This is a genomic window from Streptomyces sp. NPDC001480 (assembly GCF_042894725.1).
In the GTDB taxonomy this organism is placed as follows: Bacteria; Actinomycetota; Actinomycetes; order Streptomycetales; family Streptomycetaceae; genus Streptomyces.
In genome coordinates this window covers 476287-495206 of record NZ_JBIAVX010000002.1, presented here as the reverse complement: position 1 = coordinate 495206, position 18920 = coordinate 476287, and the positions used below count along the sequence as shown (strand labels likewise).

The following is an 18920-nucleotide window of genomic DNA, read 5'->3' as shown; positions in this document are numbered from 1 at the left end:
CATGACAACCAAACCCACCAACGGCGCCCCCACCGTGCACACCGAAGAACAAGACGGCGTCCTCGTGATCACCATTGACCGGCCAAAGGTACGCAACGCCGTCGACGGCGCCACCGCGCGGGCGCTGGCCGATGCCTTCGACCAACTCGACAGCCACGACGACCTGATGGTCGGCGTCCTCACCGGTGCCGGCGGCACCTTCAGCGCGGGGATGGACCTCAAGGCGTTCGCGAAGGGAGACACCCCAGTCCTCCCTGGGCGAGGCTTCGCAGGTCTCACCCGAACCCAGCTCCGCACCCCGCTCATCGCGGCCGTCGAGGGCTGGGCGCTGGGCGGCGGCACCGAGATGGCGCTCGCCTGCGACCTGATCGTCGCAGCCGAGGACGCCACCTTCGGCCTCACCGAGGTGACGTTCGGCCTGGTTCCCCCCGAAGGAGGAATCGTACGGCTGCCTGAACGCATCCCCCGCAACATCGCCGTGGAAATTCTCCTCACCGGCGACCCCCTCCCCGCGGAGCGGGCTCATCAGCTCGGCCTCGTCAACCAGCTCACCCCACCGGGCGAGACGCTCGCCAAGGCCGTGGAACTGGCCCACCGCATCGCGCGCAACGCCCCACTGTCCATCGCGGCCGTCAAGCGCGCGGTCAACGAGCGGACCGCATACGGCGACCAGGACGCCTTCCGCCAGCAGGATCAGCTCGTCGCACCGGTCCTCGCGTCCCACGACGCACAGGAAGGCGCCCACGCCTTCGCCGAAAAGCGCACACCCCACTGGGAAGGTCGCTGACCGCACCACCGCGAGGCCCTCGTGGCGCGCCACCGCAGCCCTCCAACCGGCCGGGCGCCAGGCACCAGCCGCACCCCTCGGAACCTCACAATCGGCGAGCTCAGTTCACATGTGACAAGTGCCAAGGGCGGTTCTGCAGCATGCATTTCCTCGCACTACCGCGCGCAAGAATGTCAGGCTGCCTGTGCCAGGTAGTACGGGGGGACGTCGTGCTGTACGGCCGGACGGGCCCGGCGGCGGGTGAGGCGCCTCGTCATCAAGGTGTTCGCCGCCACGTGATCAACGATTCGCTCGCGGAGAGCGCCTTAGCGGGACCTTGGCCCGGAAATGCCCCGGAACTGCTGGTCAGAGCTGGGAAACGAGTGGGAGATATCGGGAGTGAGGGCGCGTTTCGACTCGCCTCTTAGATGGGCGCCGAGAAGGGCGCCTGCCGGGCATCTGCCCTGGTCAGGCGCCCTTTTTCTGCGTCTAGAAGAAGCCCAGTTTCTTCGGGGAGTACGACACCAGCAGGTTCTTCGTCTGCTGGTAGTGCTCCAGCATCATCTTGTGCGTCTCGCGGCCGATTCCGGACTGCTTATAGCCGCCGAACGCCGCGTGTGCCGGGTACGCGTGGTAGCAGTTCGTCCAGACGCGGCCCGCCTGGATCGCGCGGCCCGCGCGGTACGCGGTCGTGGCGTCGCGGGTCCACACGCCGGCGCCGAGGCCGTACAGAGTGTCGTTTGCGATCTTGATGGCGTCGTCGAAGTCGTCGAAGGAGGTGACGGAGACGACCGGGCCGAAGATCTCCTCCTGGAAGATCCGCATGCGGTTGTCGCCCTCGAAGATGGTCGGCTGGACGTAGTAGCCGCCCTTCAGCTCTCCTTCGTGCTCGATGCGTTCACCGCCGGTGAGGACCTTGGCCCCCTCCTGCCGGCCGATGTCCAGGTAGGAGAGGATCTTCTCCAGCTGGTCGTTGGAGGCCTGCGCGCCGATCATCGTGTCGGTGTCGAGGGGGTGGCCGGGCTTGATCTGCCGGGTGCGGGCGACGGCGGCGTCGAGGAACTCGGCGTAGTTGCCGCGCTGGACGAGGGCACGGGACGGGCAGGTGCACACCTCGCCCTGGTTGAGCGCGAACATGGTGAAGCCCTCTAGGGCCTTGTCGCGGAAGTCGTCGTCGCGGGCCCAGACGTCGTCGAAGAAGATGTTCGGTGACTTGCCACCGAGTTCGAGTGTGACGGGTTTGATGTTCTCGGAGGCGTACTGCATGATCAGCCGCCCCGTCGTGGTCTCCCCGGTGAACGCGACCTTCGCCACGCGGGGGCTCGAGGCGAGGGGCTTGCCCGCCTCCACGCCGAAGCCGTTGACGATGTTGACCACGCCCGGGGGCAGCAGGTCCGCGATCAGGCTCATCCAGTAGTGGATGGAGGCCGGGGTCTGCTCGGCGGGCTTGATGACGACCGCGTTGCCCGCCGCGAGCGCCGGGGCGAGCTTCCAGACCGCCATCAGGATCGGGAAGTTCCAGGGGATGATCTGCGCGACGACTCCGAGCGGCTCGTGGAAGTGGTACGCCACCGTGTCGTCGTCGATCTCGCCCAGCGAACCCTCCTGCGCGCGGATCGCACCGGCGAAGTACCGGAAGTGGTCGATGGCCAGCGGGATGTCGGCGGCCAGCGTCTCACGCACGGGCTTGCCGTTCTCCCAGCTCTCGGCGACCGCCAGCGGTTCGAGGTGGGCCTCCATGCGGTCGGCGATCTTCAGCAGGATGTCGGAGCGCTCCGTCACCGACGTCCGCCCCCAGCCGGGCGCGGCCGCGTGCGCCGCGTCGAGCGCCCGCTCCACGTCCTCCGCGGTGCCGCGGGCGATCTCGGTGAACGGCTGCCCGTTGACCGGCGAGGGGTTCTCGAAGTACTGCCCCCGGGCGGGCGGCACGTACTCGCCGCCGATGAAATGGTCGTAGCGCGCCTGGTAGGAGACGATCGCGCCCTCGGTGCCGGGCGCCGCGTAACGGGTCATGCTGGTCTGCCTCCCGATGAAGCGCTGCCCGCCGTTGGGCAGCTTCCGGCGCGAGGCTAGGAACCGGAACGTTGCGAGGACGTTGCGCGGCCGGTCAGCGCGCTGCCCGATGGGCCGGAGCCGCCGGTTCCGGCGGTTGCACGGTCAGTTCCGACTCCAGCGCCGTGAGTCGCGCCCGTACCGCCGCCGTCGGTCGCACCGCCGCGAGCGCCCGCCACACGTCGAGGTCCTCCTCGCCCCACGGGGCGTGCGCCCAGTCGGCCAGCAGGTCGGGGTCGCGGCGGGCGATCAGCGCGGCCCGCAGCCCATCGGCCAGGCGCCGCCTCAGCCGCACCACCGCCGGCGCATGTGAGGCGGGCAGCAGCGGGCCCGCGTAGACGGCCGCGGCCGCCGTCACCGAGCCCGCCCGCAGCCGCCGTTCGACAACGGTGACATCCGACTCGACCGGGACCGTCAGCCGGTACGGCCGGGACGCGAGCAGCCCCGGGCCGAGCAGCCGGCGCAGCCGGGCCAGTTCGGCGCGCAGCGTCACCGGCGGCACCGACTCGTCCTCGTACAGCGCGCACAGCAGTTCGTCGCCGGACAGCCCCTCGGGATGGCGGGCCAGCAGCACCAGCAGTTCGCTGTGCCGGCGGGTGAGGACGATCCGGCGGCCGTCCAGCCGGAGCGTGGCCTCGTCCCGGCCCAGCGCGGTCAGCGCGGGCGCTTCGGCGGCGGGCCCGGGCGGCGCGAGCAGGGCGAGCTGCGACTCGGCGGCGCGTGCCACCGCCTGTACGAAGCCCAGGCTGTGCGGGTGTGCCAGCCCGTCCCCGCCGGTGATGTCCAGCGCCCCCAGCACCCGCCCGGTGTGCGGATCGTGCACCGGCGCGGCCGCGCAGGTCCACGGCTGGACCCGCCGGATGAAGTGCTCCGCCGCGAACACCTGCACCGGCCGGTCCACGGCGACCGCCGTGCCCGGCGCGTTCGTCCCGACCGCGGTCTCCGCCCAGCGCGCGCCCGGGACGAAGTTCATCCGGTCCGCCCGGCGCCGGGTCGCCGGGTGGCCCTCGACCCACAGCAGCCGGCCGTGCGCGTCGCACACCGCGAGCAGATGCTCGCCGTCCGAGGCGAACGGCCCCATCAGCTCGCGGACCAGCGGCATCACCCGGGCCAACGGATGCTCCGCCCGATAGGCACCCAGGTCCCCGTCGGTCAGTTCGACACTGGCGGTGCCGTCCGGGCCGACGCCGGCCCGCGCGCTGCGCCGCCACGAGTCCGCCACCACCGACCGCACCGGCCGCGGCACGGTGCCGGCCGTGGTGAACGTGTCGTGCGCCCGGCGCAGCGCCCGGACGCGCTCGGCGGGGTCGGCCCCCGGCTCGAGGGCCATCCACGGATCGGTCAACGAGGCCTCCCGGACAACGATGCGGCTGGGGACATCGTCACTCGGGGTGGTGACCCGGACAACCGGTCAGGCGAAGTTGACCAGTCTGATGTAGCGGACCCAGTCCCAGTTGGGGCCCGGATCGGTGTGGTCGGTCCCCGGTACCTGGTAGTGGCCGATGATGTGGGCCCGGTCCTTCGGGATGGCGTACGTGTCACAGATCGCCGCCGTCAGTTTCGCCGACTGTTCGTACAGGGCGTCGGTGAAGTAGGCGGGCTGGTCCACCCAGCCCTCGTGCTCGATGCCGATGCTGCGGGTGTTGTAGTCCCAGTTCCCGGCGTGCCAGGCGATGTTCGCCTCACGCACGCACTGCGCGATGTGCCCGTCGGCGGAGCGCACCAGGTAGTGCGCGGACACCGCCTTCTGCGGGTTCTGGAAGATGGCCAGGGTGTCGGTGTACGTCTCCTGGGTGACGTGGATGATCACGCGGTCGATCGTGTAGGTGCCGGGGCGGCCGGACACCGTGTAGTTGGAGCTGGTCGCCGGCTGCCACTCGGCGCTCGGGTAGTCGACGGCCTGGGCCGCGGCACCGGCCCGCGCGGTGGGCAGCAGCGCGCAGGGGACGGCGGCGAGGGCCGCGCCCTTGAGCAGGTGTCGTCTGGTGGGCAGTGATCTGTGCCGGTCCATGCTGGGGTTGCCTTCCGGAGTGGGGGTGGGGGAGTGGGCTGCGGAGTCGGGGCACGGCCGGTCGCGGAGGGCCGCGGCCGTTTCGCGCAGCCGTGGGTACGGCCATTCCTTGCGGATCTTTGCCACGCACGTGTGATCGGTGTCGCACACGTTGGCCAACGGTGATTCGACCGCCCGGGTTGCGAACTGATACGCGTACAGCCCAGCGAGCCCGTAGTCCTCTCGCGCAGCCCGACGGCGTCGCGCCGCGGTCCGTCAGATGTCTCCCCTGACATGTGCTTCCCCCGTCCGGATGTGTCTCCTCGTCCACTTCTTCGCGCCGCCACCTCGAGCCGATGGCGGCTGTGCCTCGCGTGAATCACGGTACGGTGCCTGCAGGTTGGGCAGAAGGACGACGGACGTTTCCGTGGATGACGCGGGAGTTGGGGACAACTCCGTCACTCGATCGAGTGAACTCGTCCCAGTGCTCGGCCGGTTGCGGCCCTGTGACGGTCCTGTGACCGGAGGAGTGGCTTCCCTCACAGCCCATCGCGGCCACGTACTGATCCACTCGGCGGATGCGTGCCGTCCCCGCCCCCGCCTCCGTCCTCGTGCCGACTGCCGTCGCCTGCGTCCTGCTGCTCACCTCGTGCTCCCGGGCCACCGGTCTCGCGGTCCCGTCCGACAGCCCCGCGTGCGGTGCGCACCTGTCCTCGGGGCCCGCCGCGACCGCCGAGCCCTCCGCCGGGGCAACGGGTGATGCCCGGATCGACGACGCCGGCGGCGACGGCACGCACGGCTGCGGCCGGTTCCAGGTCACCAACCACGCCACGGAACCGCTCACCTACACCGTCAGCTTCGCCTTCGTCTCCGACACCGGGGCGTCACTGGCTGACTCGTACCGGATCGTGCCGAACGTCCGCCCCGGCCGGACGGTGACCGGCACGGTCGGCACGAGCGATCTGCCGCCGGGCGCGCGGGGCTGGTCGGGGGTCCGTGTCACGAAGGTGCGCAGCGTCCCCGTCGACGAGGCACCCGCTCCGGGCGGCCCCTGCCCGTCCTCGGGGCTGCGCCTGTACGCCGACGACGGTGATGCCGCCATGGGCCTCCGCGTGGTGGTCCTGCACCTGGTGAACTGCGGGACCCGGCCGCAACGGCTCACCGGCTACCCCCGGCTGAGCCTCCTGGACGAGGACCACCGTCCGGTCGGCGGGGTGCGGGTCCTGCGGGGCGGTTCGGCCATCGCCTCCGGCACCGGCGCGGACGGCCCGGCCCGCCCGTTCTCCCTGAAGCCGGGCCAGAGCGCGCACGCGGGCCTGGTGTGGCGCAACACCGTCCTGTCCGGCACCGCGGTCGACGTCCCCTACGTCAGGGTCTGGGCGAAGCCGGGAGCCTCGCCGGTGATGGTGACACCGGAGCTGGACCCGGGCACCACGGGGAAGGTCGCCGTCGGTCCCTGGAAGCGGGACGGCTAGACGAGGGGCTCACCCTCCCTCAGGCAGACGACGGTTCTGGACAGGGCCGCCGTGTGCAGCGCGACGAGGCTCGGGAGACGGGCGGTGAGCGGAGTCCCGGCCAACTCGTCGACGGCGAACAGCCCGTAGCCGTCGTGCTCCGAGCTGAGCCGGACGCTTGCTTCGTCGTCGAGGGTGCCGCCGTGGAAGAAGCAGTCGAGAACCGGTCCGGTCCCCAGGACGTCCACCCGGTGGTCGATCCCGATCAGGTTGGGGACCGGCCCCAGTTCGATGCCGGTCTCCTCCCGCATCTCCCGCCGTGCCGCCGCCCACGGGTCCTCGCCGTGGTCGACCATCCCGCCCGGCAGCCACCATGTCCCCGCGACCGGTTGTCCGGGCCCGTAGCGCAGGAGCAGCATGCGGTCGCGGTCGTCCAGCATCACGACGCAGGAGGCGAGAAGCGCCTGCGGCTGGGTCTTGACCCACTCCTCGCGAGGTATCCAATCCGCCACGTGCGCCCCCTTCGCTCCTCAGCCGGCTCCCCTTCGCCCCCCAGCCCGCTCCGCTTCGCCCCTCAGCCGCGTTCCGCCACCGCCGCCGGGTCGTCGAGGACGGCGCGTATCACCGAGTGCGCGGCGCCCAGCAGCGGCCCCTCGGGCCCCAGGCGGGACACCGACACCGGGCAGGCGGGTCCGGCGGTGCGGCTCGCCAGCTCGGTCTCCAGGGACGGCAGGAGCCAGGGTGACAGCCCCGCCAGCGCGCCGCCCAGGACGACTGAATCGGGGTCGAGCAGGTTGACCGCCCCGGTCAGGGCTATGCCGAGGGCCGTGCCGGCGTCGCGGAGCGCCCTCCGTACGTCCGCGTCCCCCTCCTCGGCCCGACGGGCGAGCAGCCCGACCAGATCCTCACCCGGTTCGAGCCCCGCCGCGCGCAGAACCGCTTCCTCACCGGCGTACTGCTCCAGGCAGCCCCGCCCGCCGCACGGGCACGGAGGTCCGTCCGGGCGGACCGGCACATGCCCCAGCTCGCCCGCGAACCCCCGTGTCCCGCGCAGCAGCCCGCCGTCCACGACGACCGCGGCACCGATGCCGATCTCCGCCGACACGTGCAGGAAGTCGCCGGGGGTGTCCGCCCCGAGCCAGAGTTCCGCCAGCGCACCGAAGTTGGCCTCGTTGTCCACGGTCAGCGGTATGTCCGTGGGCAGCAGGGCTCCGAGGTCGGTGCCGCGCCAGTCGAGGTTGGGGGCGCGTACGACCGTGCGGGCGTCCCGCGCCACCAGACCGGGCACCGCGACCGCCAGCCCGGCGGGCCACAGGCCCTCCCGCTCCGCCTCCGCCACGACCCGGCGGACGAGCGCGTCGAGCTCCTCGAGCACCGGTTCGGGCGCTCGGCCACGGTTCGCGCGGTGCCGGACGGCCCGGGCCCGTACCTCGCCGCGCAGGTCGACCGCGCACACCGCGAGGTGGTCGACACCGACCTCCGCCCCGATCCCGGCCGGCCCCCGCCCGCTGACCGCGAGCGCCGACCCCGGCCGGCCCACCCGGCCGGGGCGCTCGGGGCCCAGCTCGTGCAGCAGCCCCCACCGGACCAGCTCGTCCACCAGCGTCGACACCGCCGCCCGGGTGAGGCCGATGCGCGAGGCGACCGCGGCGCGCGAGAGTGGTCCCTCGGCGTTGACGGCGTGCATCACCCGGGCGAGGTTGCGGCGGCGCATGCCCTGCTGCGTGTCCGGCAGGGCCCGGCCAGGACCGGCCGGGCGAGCCTCGTGCGGCGGTGCGCTCATGCCTCCCCCAGTCCTAGGTCCGTCTTTCCGGTCAGTGCGTCATTCCGTCGGTGCGCCCTGCGGGCGTCCCGTCCCCGAGCCGTCGTGCTCCTGACGGCGGACGGTCAGCGGCCGACCGGCCCCCGCTCCAGCAACGGCGCCGCGTCGGAGAGTACCCCGGCGATCCGGGCCAGCGTCTCCTCGTCCCGTTCCACGGCGTCCAGCACCGGTCCGGCCGCGGTGTTCCAGCGGCGGGCGACAGCGGCCGGGTCCTCGCCGGTCAGCAGCCCGGCCGCCTGCGCCGCGGCGCCGAGCGCGACCAGTTCCCTGGCCTCGGGCACCTGCACCGGCCGCCCCGACAGCCTCCGTACCGTCTGCTGCCAGGCCGCGCCCCGGGCCCCGCCGCCGATCAGCAGCAGCGGCGCGGTGCGGTCCGCGTCCTGGTCGAGCACCAGGTCGAGCGCGCCCAGCAGGGAGTGCACGGCACCGTCGTACGCCGCCTGCAGGAGCTGTCCGGCGGTCGTGTCGTGGCGCAGGCCGTGCAGCAGGCCGGAGGCGTTCGGCAGGTTCGGGGTGCGCTCGCCGTCCAGGTAGGGCAGGAGCGTCACGGAAGTGCCTGGCTCGACGGCCTCACGGTCCAGGCCCAGCAGGGCCGCCACGCGGTCGACCGCGAGGGTGCAGTTCAGGGTGCAGGCCAGCGGCAGCCAGTCGCCGCGGGCATCGGCGAATCCGGCGACGGTGCCGCTCGGGTCGGCCGGACGGTGCCTGGAGACGGCGTACACCGTGCCCGACGTGCCCAGGCTGAGCACCGGCGTGCCCGGACGCAGCCCCAGGCCCAGCGCCGCCGCCGCGTTGTCGCCCGTACCGGCGGCGACCAGGGTGCCCTTGGAGAACGGGAGGTCGTGGCTGTCGCGGACCGTCCCGGCCACCTCGCCCGGCCGCACCACCCGCGGCAGCAGCGCCGGGTCGAGGCCCACGTGCGCGAGGATCTCCTCGTCGTACGCCTCGGTCCCGGACGCCCACCAGCCCGTCCCCGAGGCGTCGCCGCGGTCGGTGGTGCCCTGCCCGGTCAGGTGCCCGGTGAGGTAGTCGTGCGGCAGCCGGACGGCCGCGGTGGCGTGGACCGCGTCCGGCTCGTGCTCGGCGAGCCAGGCCCACTTGGTGACCGTGAAGGACGCGCCGGGCACGCTGCCGGTCCGCTCCGCCCAGGCCTTCGGGCCACCCAGTTCCTCGACGAGCCGGCGGGCCTGCGGCGCCGAGCGCACGTCGTTCCACAGCAGCGCCGGGCGCACCGGCTCACCCCGGGCGTCCAGGGTGACCAGGCCGTGCTGCTGGCCGCCGATCGACACCGCGGCCGCCTCGTGGGCCGCGTCCCCGCACTGGTGCAGCGCCGTGCACAGGGCCTCCCACCACTGGCGGGGGTCGCTCTCCCGGCCGGCGCCCGAGGAGACCGTGTGCGGCGCCTGGCCGCTCGCCACGACCCGCCCGGTGGCCGCGTCGACGACCAGGACCTTGGTGGACTGGGTGGACGAGTCCACCCCGACGACGAGCGGACCCTCGGCTGCTGACATCGGGCTCTCCCTCTTTCCGCGGCTCGCGGGATCTGGTCTCGAGATCCGACCTCGAGAACATCTTGTCCCTTCCCAGGGACGCGAGCGCATACTAATTTGTAAATCGCCATGACGAAATAGTCGCAAGCGAGCCAAGCGAGCAAGGAGCCGCGGCATGAGCTACCAGCCCACCCCCGAGCACAGGTTCACCTTCGGCCTGTGGACCGTCGGCTGGCAGGGACGGGACCCGTTCGGCGACGCCACGCGCCGCGCCCTCGACCCGGTCGAGACGGTGCAGCGCCTGGCCGAGCTGGGCGCCTACGGTGTGACGTTCCACGACGACGACCTGATCCCCTTCGGGTCCTCGGACACCGAGCGTGAGTCGCACATCAAGCGCTTCCGCCAGGCCCTGGACACGACCGGCATGACCGTGCCGATGGCCACCACCAACCTCTTCACGCACCCGGTCTTCAAGGACGGCGCGTTCACCGCCAACGACCGCGACGTGCGCCGTTACGCGCTGCGCAAGACCATCCGCAACATCGACCTGGCGGTCGAGCTGGGTGCGAAGACGTACGTGGCCTGGGGCGGCCGGGAGGGCGCCGAGTCCGGCGCCGCCAAGGACGTGCGTGTCGCCCTCGACCGTATGAAGGAGGCCTTCGACCTCCTCGGCGAGTACGTCACCGCCCAGGGCTACGACCTGCGCTTCGCCATCGAACCCAAGCCGAACGAGCCGCGCGGCGACATCCTGCTGCCCACCGTCGGCCACGCGCTCGCGTTCATCGAGCGCCTGGAGCGGCCGGAGCTGTACGGCGTCAACCCCGAGGTGGGCCACGAGCAGATGGCCGGGCTGAACTTCCCGCACGGCATCGCGCAGGCCCTCTGGGCGGGCAAGCTCTTCCACATCGACCTCAACGGCCAGTCCGGCATCAAGTACGACCAGGACCTCCGCTTCGGCGCCGGTGACCTGAGGGCCGCGTTCTGGCTGGTCGACCTCCTGGAGAGCGCCGGTTACGACGGTCCCCGCCACTTCGACTTCAAGCCGCCGCGGACCGAGGACCTCGACGGCGTGTGGGCCTCGGCGGCCGGCTGCATGCGCAACTACCTCATCCTGAAGGAGCGTGCGGCCGCCTTCCGCGCCGACCCGGAGGTCCAGGAGGCATTGCGCGCCTCGCGTCTGGACCAGCTGGCGCAGCCCACCGCCGCGGACGGCCTCCAGGCTCTGCTCGCCGACCGCAGCGCCTTCGAGGACTTCGACGCGGAGGCGGCCGCCGCGCGCGGGATGGCCTTCGAGCGCCTCGACCAGCTGGCCATGGACCACCTGCTGGGGGCGCGCGGCTGAGCGCACGCACGCGCGCGTGCCGGTGACGCGTACGCGCGCGTGCCGCCGATCCGCCCGCGCGCGGAATGCTCCGGAATCGTGCGGTCCATGGTGTGAGCCGGTATCAACTTCCGTGCGCCGGTCGCCCGATGAGCCGTATGAGGCGATGGTGGACGGTATGACCACACCATCCGTACCGCCTCCGCCGCCCGGACCGCCGGGCGGCGGTTTCGGACCCGCTGCCGACGGGCCGGGCCCCGGCCCGCGGAGGCGCCGGGGTCCGCTCTTCGCCGTCCTGGCCGTGCTGGTGACGGCCGCGGCCATACTCACCGTGGTCATGATGGGCTCCGGCGTTGACGGCTCCCCGGACGACCAGCGGCCGGAGAGCACCGCCACTTCCAGCGGCTCCGCGCGCCCCTCTTTCGGTCTCCCGACCGAGCTGCCCAGCAGGCTGCCGTCGGGCCTGCCCTCCAGGCTGCCGAGTGGTCTGCCGTCGGGATTCCCCACCGTGCTGCCGAGCGAGGTGCCGAGCGACCTGGAGTCGCTCATCCCCTCGCTCCCGGACCTGTCCTGAGGGCGGCGCCCGTCAGATGCCGTCGGGCAGTCGGACGTACGTCACCGTCGTCTCGACACCGCTGTCCACCAGCCGGCCCTGGGCGTCGAAGGCACCCGCGCCGTCCGTCATCCCGAAGTCGTTGTCGTTGATGAGCGCCAGCGTGTCGTCGTCCACGCGCGCGATGCCCTCGATCTTCCCGGGCACCCCGGCGACCTTGCCCAGGTCGACGACGAGGCGCTTGGCGAGCACCGGGACGCCCTCGGCCGCCGGGTCGTCGAGCTGTTCCAGGGACGGAGACGTCGTGTCGTCGTCCCAGGGGCCACCGAGGATGTCCGACCCGCGCCGCAGTTTCACCAGCTGGAGCCGGGCCGCCTTGTCCGTGCGCTCCTCCACCAGGAGCCGGTCACGGCCCACGGCCACCACCGAGGAGATTTTGAGCTCCGACGTGTCGTCCTCGCTCGGGTCGACCACGTTCACCGGGTCGAACCGGTAGGCGTACTCGGCGGTGACCGCCTTCTTCTTCGGCGAGAACCGCAGCAGCCGGGTCGTCCGCGACGCGTCCCCGGCGTCCGTGTCCGGCAGCGAGAGCGGGCTCTGCAGCGCCATCACCAGATCGCCGCCGGGCAACTGGGCCAGCCCCTCGAAACCGCGGTTGATCTTCCGGTGCAGCAGCACCGACGGCAGCGCCTCCACGACCGGGTAGTCCGCGCCGGTGAGACCGAGCCCCCTGGGAACGTAGCGCGTGAGCACTTTCCCGCGCGCGGAGACATGGATCAGGGACGGGCCGTACTCGTCGGTGAGCCAGAAGGTGCCGTCCTCGGCCCGCACGATCCCCTCGGTGTCCAGGCCGTTCGGGTCGTACGACAGTTGCGTGGCGGCGTTGTAGGTGTACGGCGCCTCGTCGTGGCCCCGCTGGTTCGGCAGCCCGGTGACGGGCTTGCCGGAGGATGTGGTGATCGGGACCGCGTCGATCACCTTGACGGTGCCGCCCGACACCCGGACCTTCACGATCGCCGGGTCGAAGCCCGGTACCGGGAAGGTGCGGCGCTTCTGGCCGCTCACCTTGATCTGGCCGTTCGGGCCCCGGTCGGTCACCGTCCAGTACTCGCCCTTGCGGCCCGCCGGGTAGATGTCGCTGCCGATGCCGCCGAGGTCGATGCCCCGGTCGTCGTCCACGCTGCCGGGCAGCAGCCCGTTGCTGAACGCGCCGAGGGGAATGTCGCCGAGCGTGGCCGTGCGGGTCACGTGTGCATCCCCCGAGGGTGCCGCCGCGGCCGTACCGGCCACCACGAGAGCGGCCGCCAGGGCCAGCGGCAGACCTGTCGCGACAGTGCGGTGGACGCGGCGCCGACGGGTGGTGTGCGGGGACATCGTGCCTCCTGGTGGGCGATTTCGCTGACGCGGCAAGATTTGGTCCCACGGCGGAACCGTGCGCGGCCGGCAGGTGAACACGGGGCGTCGCCCACTCGTCGGCTTCAGCGGGGCCGGCCATCGGCTTCCGGGGGACGAGACCGGTCCTCAGGGGTATGTAAGGGTCGAGCCTCAGGGACGTCTCAGGGTCCCGGCCCGGAACCGCAGGAAGCGCGAGCCCGTTCTCAGATCAGAGAGTGGCAGTGGCCGCGAAGGAGGCGACGCTCATGTCGAACAACGCGAAGATCGCCGCAGGAGGTGTGGCGGTCGGGCTCATCCTGCTGATATGGCTGCCCTGGTGGGTCTCGTTCCTGATCGTCCTGGGCGTGCCCGCGGCCGCGTACCTCACGCTGGATCCCTCGCAGCGACGCAGGCTGCGCCGCATCACGCGCAAGGAAATCGGCCGCTGAGGCGAGTCGCCACATCGCCGCCCGGGGACCGGCCGACGGATCGGGTCCGCGGGCGGCGCTGAGACGGCCGCCGTGAATTCGCTTGCGCCGTTGATCACCAGGGACCACGATGACGGCCATGACGTATGGAAAGGAGGCCCGGCGACTCCACGGTGAGCGCTGATGGCCCGAGACGAGGCGTCGCGGACGCCCTCCCGACAGCCCCTCCCTCCGCAGGCGCCGCTGACGCCCGCCTGGCTGAGGGCCCACTTCGACCCCCTGCCGTTCCCGGAACGCATGAGTGCCCTGGCGCGCTACGCCCGCACTCTCACCCCGGACGCCTACGAAACCCTGCACCACGCCCTCGACTTCGGCGACCGCGACGAACGGCACACCGCGCTCTTCCTGGCCGTCGTACGGCGTGACCTGGAACGCGTGGCCGATGTCCTCACGGATCCCGTGCTCGGGCGCCGGGCCCGTGCGGCCGCCATCCGGCTGCCGATCCCCGACCACGCCCTGGAACGAGTGGCCCTGAGCGAGATCAGGACCGTCCGTCACGACACCTTCCGACTGCTCAGGCTCAGCCGTCGGCACGCACTCGCCGACCGGCTGCTGCCTCGCGTGCACGAGCGGCACGGGGCGCGTGAGGCGGCCGCGTTGCTGCCCGCGTGCACCGCCAGGACCGCGGCGGCCTGGCTGAGTCGCCTCCATCCCTCCCAGGGTGTCCTCAACTCCCTGGCCCGCACCGCACCGAGAGCCGTGGCCGGGTACCTCGCCGCACAGTTCGAAGCGTGTCCGCGGCAGGAGAGACACCGCTTCACGACCCGGTACCGCGCCGTCACCTCGATCGCCGCCCACCGCGATCCCGGCACGGCACTCCTGCTCCTGGAACGGGCCCCGGCCCTGCTCACCTCCCGCGGGGTCCTCTCGGCGCTCCGACGGCCCGCCGAAGCGGCGGCCATCCTGCGCGCGGCGGAACCCGACGAGGACGGCCGGCTGCCCCACTACTGCGTGCCCGCCGGCCCATTGCCGCCCTCCGTACGAAGGGCACTGCGCGAACTGCCCGCCGAGGACCTCGCCTTCCTGGCCGAGCGCTGCCCCGCCACCGGCAGCCGCATGCGCGGCCCGGAACGGCGTGAGGTCGCCCCCGACGCGCTGCTGGCGCTCCTGCCGGCGGCGGACCGGCGAAGTGTCGCCGAGCGGCGGCTCACCGACGGCGGACGACTGGGGAGCGCCCCGCTCAGCCTGTTCGCCGCCCTCACCCCCGCCGACCGCGCGGAGATCATCCGGCCCAGGCTGGACCGCCACAACAACCGCCCCTGGACCCAGACCAGGCTGGCCGCGGCCCTGCCGTTGGCCGACGCCGAACCGGTGCTGCGGGAAATGACCTCGAACCACCGGTCCCACCATCGTGCCGTGGCCTGGCCGGCACTGCTCGCCTGTGCGGAACTCGACGGGGATCCCGATGAGTTCGCCCGGATCGCGGTCGACTGCGAACGCGCCTGGCACGACCAGGTCGACGTACGCCGCTGGGCCCTGGAACAACTCGCCGGTGCCGAGCCGCGGTTGCTGGCCGCCCTGCCCGAACGCGTGCTGCGCGACGCCGTGCTCACCACCGTCCAGTCGCGGGACACGACACCGGCCTGCCTGGCCGCCGCCGAGCGGCTGCTGCGCCGTGTCGTCGAACAGGCCGCACGGGCCGGCCGGCGCGACCGTGCCGTTCACGCGGCCGGACTGCTGGGCCAGGTCGTGCTCGCGGCGCCGTACGCCCGAGCGGTGACCACCCTGAGCGTCGACGAGGAGGCGGCCCGGGCCATCTGGGCGGCCGCCTGCGGGCAGGCGCGGAACCGGCCCCACGTCACCACGGCGCTCGCCGAACTCCTCGCTCACCGGCTCACCGCGCTGCCCGCCCTGGACTCCGCGGTCCGACAGGTCGCGCTCACCTGCGACGCCCCGGAACTCGCCGCCCGTGCCGCGGCGGTCTGGGTCCGGCCGCCGCACCTGCGGGAGAGGCGCTGCGCCGAACTCGTCGCCCTGGACGCCACCTTCGCGACCCTGCCGGTCGTCCTGCGGACCCTCGCCGTCCGGCGCACGGACGTCCTCGACACCGTCCTCGCGGCCGTGCGAGGACAGTTCACCGGGCGGCTGCGGCCCCGCGCGGTGCCCTGGGCGCCCAAGGTGCCTCCCGGGGCGATGGGCCGGTGGCTGCCCGGTCAACGGGACGCGTGGGCCGTGCACCTCGCCGGCGTGGCGACCGACGAAACCGCACCCCTGCGCACCCGGACCGACGCCGCCGCCCTGCTGCGGGACCCCCGCCGGCTGACGGTGCTGGTGCGGGAGGCCCCGCAGCCCGTGGCCGCGGCGGCGCTCACGGCCCTCGGGGAAGCCACCGGCCAAGCCGCCGACCGGACGCCGGAGGCCACCCGCGCCGAGCTGTGTGACCTCCTGCTGCGACACGCCGCGAGCGGAGGAGTGCGGGGACGGGCCGCCCTGGCCGCGCTGCGGCGGCTCCTGGAGCGGGTCCCCGACCGCGACGCCGTGGCCCTGCTGGCGCCCGTCGCGGCAGCCACCGACGCGCCCGTGGGTACGCGCAAGGAGGCCGTACGCGCCCTGGGCACCCTGGACGGCGCGTTCGAGGCTCTCCTGGCCGCCTGGGACGCTCCGGGACAGCACCCGGACGTTCGGGCCGTACTGGCCCGCGTGCTGCTGCCGGACATCGACCACGCCGGCGTCTCGGACCGGCTGCGCGCGGCGGCCGACGAACCCGCGGTACGGGACGCCGTCGTGCACACGCGCGTGCAAGCGGTCCCCGCCACCAAGGGCGAGCCGTACCGGGCGTTCCTCGTGCGGCTCGTCGAGGAGGCCGGCGAGGACACGACGGTGGCCGCCTGCCAGGCGCTGGCGGGCCGGCTGACCCCCGAGGCCACCGACGCCCTCCGCGTGCTGTCCGAGGTGATGGCGGACCCGGACCGGCCCCACCGGGTCTGGCGGGCGGCGGCGCAGCAGTTGCTGTTCTTCCCGCCGGGACCGGCCGCCGAGGCCGCCGCCCGTACCGTGTTCGACACCATGGCCGAACGGGCCCGCACCGATGATCCGGAAGCACGTGTCGAGGCGCTGCGGCGCCTGCACCAGTGGTGCGCCGCCATACGGCCGGGCCTCGACCGCGGCAAGGCCCTGCACCTCCTGGACGGTCTGGCCGACACGCTGGAGTCCGTCGGCATGCACGCCGACGCCGCGCGCCTCAGATGGGAGGCCGCAGTGGAGGCCGTACGCCACGGACTCCATGAGGAGCACCGGTGGAACCGGCTGGCGCGGCTGTGCGAAACCGGCCCGGGACGCATCCCCAGCACCACCGACTACGTACCAGTGGACCTGGACCGGCCGCCCACGCGCGCGGCCCTGCTCGCGGCCGCTCGTAGCCTGCGCTCACGCGCGACGGCCGCGTCCGGGGTGCTCGCTCTGGCTCTGGTCAGGGTCGGCGGTCGCGGAACGGGCTGGACGGAGCCGTGGCGGGCCGAACTGGAAGCGCTCAGGGCCCACGAGGCCCCGGACATCGCGATGGAGGCCCTCCTGATCGATACGGACAGCAGCGGGTGACCTGCACCGCCCCCGGCGCCCGGGCAGGGCGCCGACGGCGTCAGCTCGGCCGTGCCGCCAGCTTGTCGAGCGCCCCCAGCAAGCCGGGCAGCTCCGGACCCCGGCCCACCGGCAGCACCTCGCCGGGTTCCTCGTCGAGCAGCACGAACGCCATGTCGTCGGTGCGGGCCACCATCGACCAGCCCGGGCCGTCGACGCGCAGCGTGCGGGCGTCCCCCGGGGCGAACGACGAGCGGATCCGGCCGAGCGGCGGCGGCGTGTCCACGTACGCGTGAGCCTCCGCCAGAACACGCCGAACGCCGCGGTGGCCCCGCGGTGGCGTGTCCGCTCCGCCGCCCCGCGCGTCCGCCGGACCGTCCTGCGGGTCCGCTCCGCCGTCCTGTGCCGGGGCCGAGCCGCCCGGTGCGACGAAGTCGGCCTCGTTGATCTGCCCCCGCCACATCGCCCATTGCAAGGCGATCTCGTCGGCGCCCAGACGCCGCTGGGCCGGTCCCCAGGACGTGGTGTCCGGCGGGGCCAGCGCAGGCCGGTCCGCGGCGTCGGGACCGGGGTCGTGCGGCGCCGGCACGTTCGGAGCGGCGACGGCGACCGCCAGGGGCCAGCCGGGCAGGGCGGCGACGACCGTGCGCTCGTCGGGCGACAGTTCGTACTCCATGCCGCAGTCCCAGGACGCGATCGCCACGGCGACCAGCGAGACGTCGTCGATGACGACCGTCCAGCGGGCGCCGTCGCCGTCCTGGCCGAGCACCAGGCCGTAGCCGTCCGCGTACGGCGCCAGGCCGAGCGCGGCGCACGCCTCCGGATAGTCGTCGCCCAGCACGCTCGGAAACTGCGCCGGCGTCAGCAGCACAGCTGTGAGCACGTACAGCGCATCGTCCGCGGCGGCGACGGCCTCCTCTTCCGTCCCAGGCATCCCAGCCTCCCCAGTGGTTCGTCCAACGGCGCGCACCCTAGTGCGAGCGGAACGCCCTTGTCACGACCGCCACCACGCAGAGCTGCGCAGGTATCCACCTGGACGGGGCGAAATGCCGCTCGCCGGACCCGGGTCAGGCCACGGGCAGCCCCAGCAGGTCACGGGCCACCTTCCGCGGTGACTCGTCGCGTTCCCGGGCCAGCGCCATGACGGCCCGGTACGCCAGCTCGCTCACCCCGAACGACAACGCCTCCGGCGACACCCAGGACGCTGCCTCGTCGATCCGGTCCTGGTCGTCCTCCGCGCGGGCGGACACATAGGTGGCCGCGGCATCGAACAGATTGTGCGTGCGCTTTTCACCATCCCCACCCGTTTCCCCGCGCCCCGAGACGGCCGGCCGGGCGACCTTGTCGCGGATCCTGCCCCACATACGGACCACCTTCCCCTGAGTGGCATCTCTTGCTGATCGTCCATCCGTCGTTGTTCAACGTAAGGTTGGAGCCTCGGTGGCAAAAGAGGGACGACGCGGTGAAGCGGCCTTCCCCTCCTGGTGCGCCCCCCCGCTACGCGCGGCGGCTGCCGAGCCCGTCGAGTGAGGCCAGGGTCTCGCGCAGCCAGGTGAGTTCCGCCCGGCTGGTGGCCCGGGCGACGGTGAGGATGCCGCGCCGGAACGGGTCGTCCAACTCCTCCGCGCGCAGCGGCCGGTCGCCGTCGTAGAAGAAGCTGGCCGGCTCCTCCAGGAAGGCCAGCCGGCGCCGCAGCACCGCCGCCTGCGCGGCCGGGTCCTCGAGGTGCCGGAGAAAGGCGAGCACCGTGAACCAGCGGTTCTCGTCGGTGATGTCACGCGGGCCCGGTTCGGCGAGCCTGTGCCGCAGCTCGCGCCTGCCCTCCTCGGTCAGCGTCAGCACATGGCGCGGTGCGGCCACGGAACCCGGCTCGGTGGCCCGCGCCAGCAGGCCGGCCTTCTCCAGGCGCTTGATCGCGGGGTACAGCGTGCTCTCGGCGATGGGCCGTACGTGGCCCGTCAGCGCCGCGATGTGCTTGCGCAGGACGTAGCCGTGCAGCGGGGCGTCGTAAAGGAATCCGAGGATGGCGAGCTCCAGCATGCACGCATTCTCTCTCAGGTTCGCGGTATGTCGTCGAGTCCGTATATCGAGCGG

At 73.0% G+C, this 18920-nt stretch carries 16 protein-coding genes; 6 read left to right on the top strand and 10 right to left on the bottom strand.

Going from position 1 to position 18920, the window contains the following annotated elements; all coding sequences use genetic code 11:
• Position 1: 1 nt before the first annotated feature.
• Positions 2-787, top strand: coding sequence for a crotonase/enoyl-CoA hydratase family protein (locus ACFY01_RS06155; protein WP_390734447.1), 786 nt, complete (start codon positions 2-4; stop codon positions 785-787).
• Positions 788-1255: 468 nt separating this feature from the next.
• Here the strand turns inward: ACFY01_RS06155 and adh are convergent, their stop codons facing one another.
• The 3 genes from adh to ACFY01_RS06140 all read right to left on the bottom strand — a co-directional run bounded on the left by adh (position 1256) and on the right by ACFY01_RS06140 (position 4829).
• Positions 1256-2779, bottom strand: coding sequence for an aldehyde dehydrogenase (adh, locus tag ACFY01_RS06150; protein ID WP_390734446.1), 1524 nt, complete (start codon positions 2777-2779; stop codon positions 1256-1258).
• A gap of 94 nt (positions 2780-2873) precedes the next feature.
• Complete coding sequence (locus ACFY01_RS06145; RefSeq protein WP_390734445.1) at positions 2874-4163, bottom strand: GAF domain-containing protein; 1290 nt, start codon at positions 4161-4163, stop codon at positions 2874-2876.
• A 66-nt stretch (positions 4164-4229) separates the two neighbouring features.
• Positions 4230-4829, bottom strand: a complete 600-nt coding sequence (locus ACFY01_RS06140; RefSeq protein WP_390734674.1) for an N-acetylmuramoyl-L-alanine amidase — start codon at positions 4827-4829, stop codon at positions 4230-4232.
• Between the two features lie 557 nt (positions 4830-5386).
• Between ACFY01_RS06140 and ACFY01_RS06135 the strand changes: the two genes are divergently transcribed.
• Entirely contained in the window at positions 5387-6283 is an 897-nt protein-coding gene (locus ACFY01_RS06135; protein WP_390734444.1) for a DUF4232 domain-containing protein, read from the top strand.
• Here ACFY01_RS06135 and ACFY01_RS06130 read toward each other — a convergent pair.
• From ACFY01_RS06130 to xylB, 3 genes are all read right to left on the bottom strand, one after another.
• Positions 6280-6774, bottom strand: coding sequence for an NUDIX hydrolase (locus ACFY01_RS06130; protein ID WP_390734443.1), 495 nt, complete (start codon positions 6772-6774; stop codon positions 6280-6282). The genes ACFY01_RS06135 and ACFY01_RS06130 overlap by 4 nt on opposite strands.
• A 62-nt stretch (positions 6775-6836) precedes the next feature.
• Positions 6837-8045: an ROK family protein gene (locus ACFY01_RS06125; RefSeq protein ID WP_390734442.1), complete on the bottom strand. Its 1209-nt coding sequence runs from the start codon at positions 8043-8045 to the stop codon at positions 6837-6839.
• Positions 8046-8149: 104 nt separating this feature from the next.
• Positions 8150-9595, bottom strand: coding sequence for a xylulokinase (gene xylB, locus ACFY01_RS06120; RefSeq protein ID WP_390734441.1), 1446 nt, complete (start codon positions 9593-9595; stop codon positions 8150-8152).
• A 154-nt stretch (positions 9596-9749) separates the two neighbouring features.
• Between xylB and xylA the strand changes: the two genes are divergently transcribed.
• Positions 9750-10916, top strand: coding sequence for a xylose isomerase (xylA, locus tag ACFY01_RS06115; protein ID WP_390734440.1), 1167 nt, complete (start codon positions 9750-9752; stop codon positions 10914-10916).
• Positions 10917-11073: 157 nt separating this feature from the next.
• Positions 11074-11469 carry a hypothetical protein gene (locus tag ACFY01_RS06110; RefSeq protein ID WP_390734439.1) on the top strand — a complete coding sequence of 132 codons (396 nt, stop codon included), beginning with the start codon at positions 11074-11076 and terminating at the stop codon, positions 11467-11469.
• Positions 11470-11481: 12 nt separating this feature from the next.
• On the opposite strand, the gene ACFY01_RS06105 is transcribed toward ACFY01_RS06110, so the two are convergent.
• Complete coding sequence (locus ACFY01_RS06105) at positions 11482-12822, bottom strand: esterase-like activity of phytase family protein (RefSeq protein ID WP_390734438.1); 1341 nt, start codon at positions 12820-12822, stop codon at positions 11482-11484.
• 266 nt (positions 12823-13088) lie between these two features.
• Here ACFY01_RS06105 and ACFY01_RS06100 point away from each other — a divergent pair, with 266 nt between their 5' ends.
• Together ACFY01_RS06100 and ACFY01_RS06095 are read left to right on the top strand one after the other, a co-directional pair.
• Positions 13089-13271, top strand: coding sequence for a hypothetical protein (locus ACFY01_RS06100; protein WP_390734437.1), 183 nt, complete (start codon positions 13089-13091; stop codon positions 13269-13271).
• A 162-nt stretch (positions 13272-13433) separates the two neighbouring features.
• Positions 13434-16847, top strand: a complete 3414-nt coding sequence (locus tag ACFY01_RS06095) for a hypothetical protein (protein ID WP_390734436.1) — start codon at positions 13434-13436, stop codon at positions 16845-16847.
• Positions 16848-16887: 40 nt separating this feature from the next.
• Here ACFY01_RS06095 and ACFY01_RS06090 read toward each other — a convergent pair whose 3' ends face one another.
• From ACFY01_RS06090 to ACFY01_RS06080, 3 genes are all read right to left on the bottom strand, one after another.
• Positions 16888-17760, bottom strand: coding sequence for a hypothetical protein (locus ACFY01_RS06090; protein ID WP_390734435.1), 873 nt, complete (start codon positions 17758-17760; stop codon positions 16888-16890).
• Positions 17761-17893: 133 nt separating this feature from the next.
• Positions 17894-18190 carry a hypothetical protein gene (locus ACFY01_RS06085; RefSeq protein WP_390734434.1) on the bottom strand — a complete coding sequence of 99 codons (297 nt, stop codon included), beginning with the start codon at positions 18188-18190 and terminating at the stop codon, positions 17894-17896.
• A gap of 133 nt (positions 18191-18323) precedes the next feature.
• A complete protein-coding gene (locus ACFY01_RS06080; RefSeq protein ID WP_390734433.1) occupies positions 18324-18866 on the bottom strand; it encodes a PadR family transcriptional regulator in 543 nt (180 codons plus the stop codon).
• Positions 18867-18920: the final 54 nt, after the last annotated feature.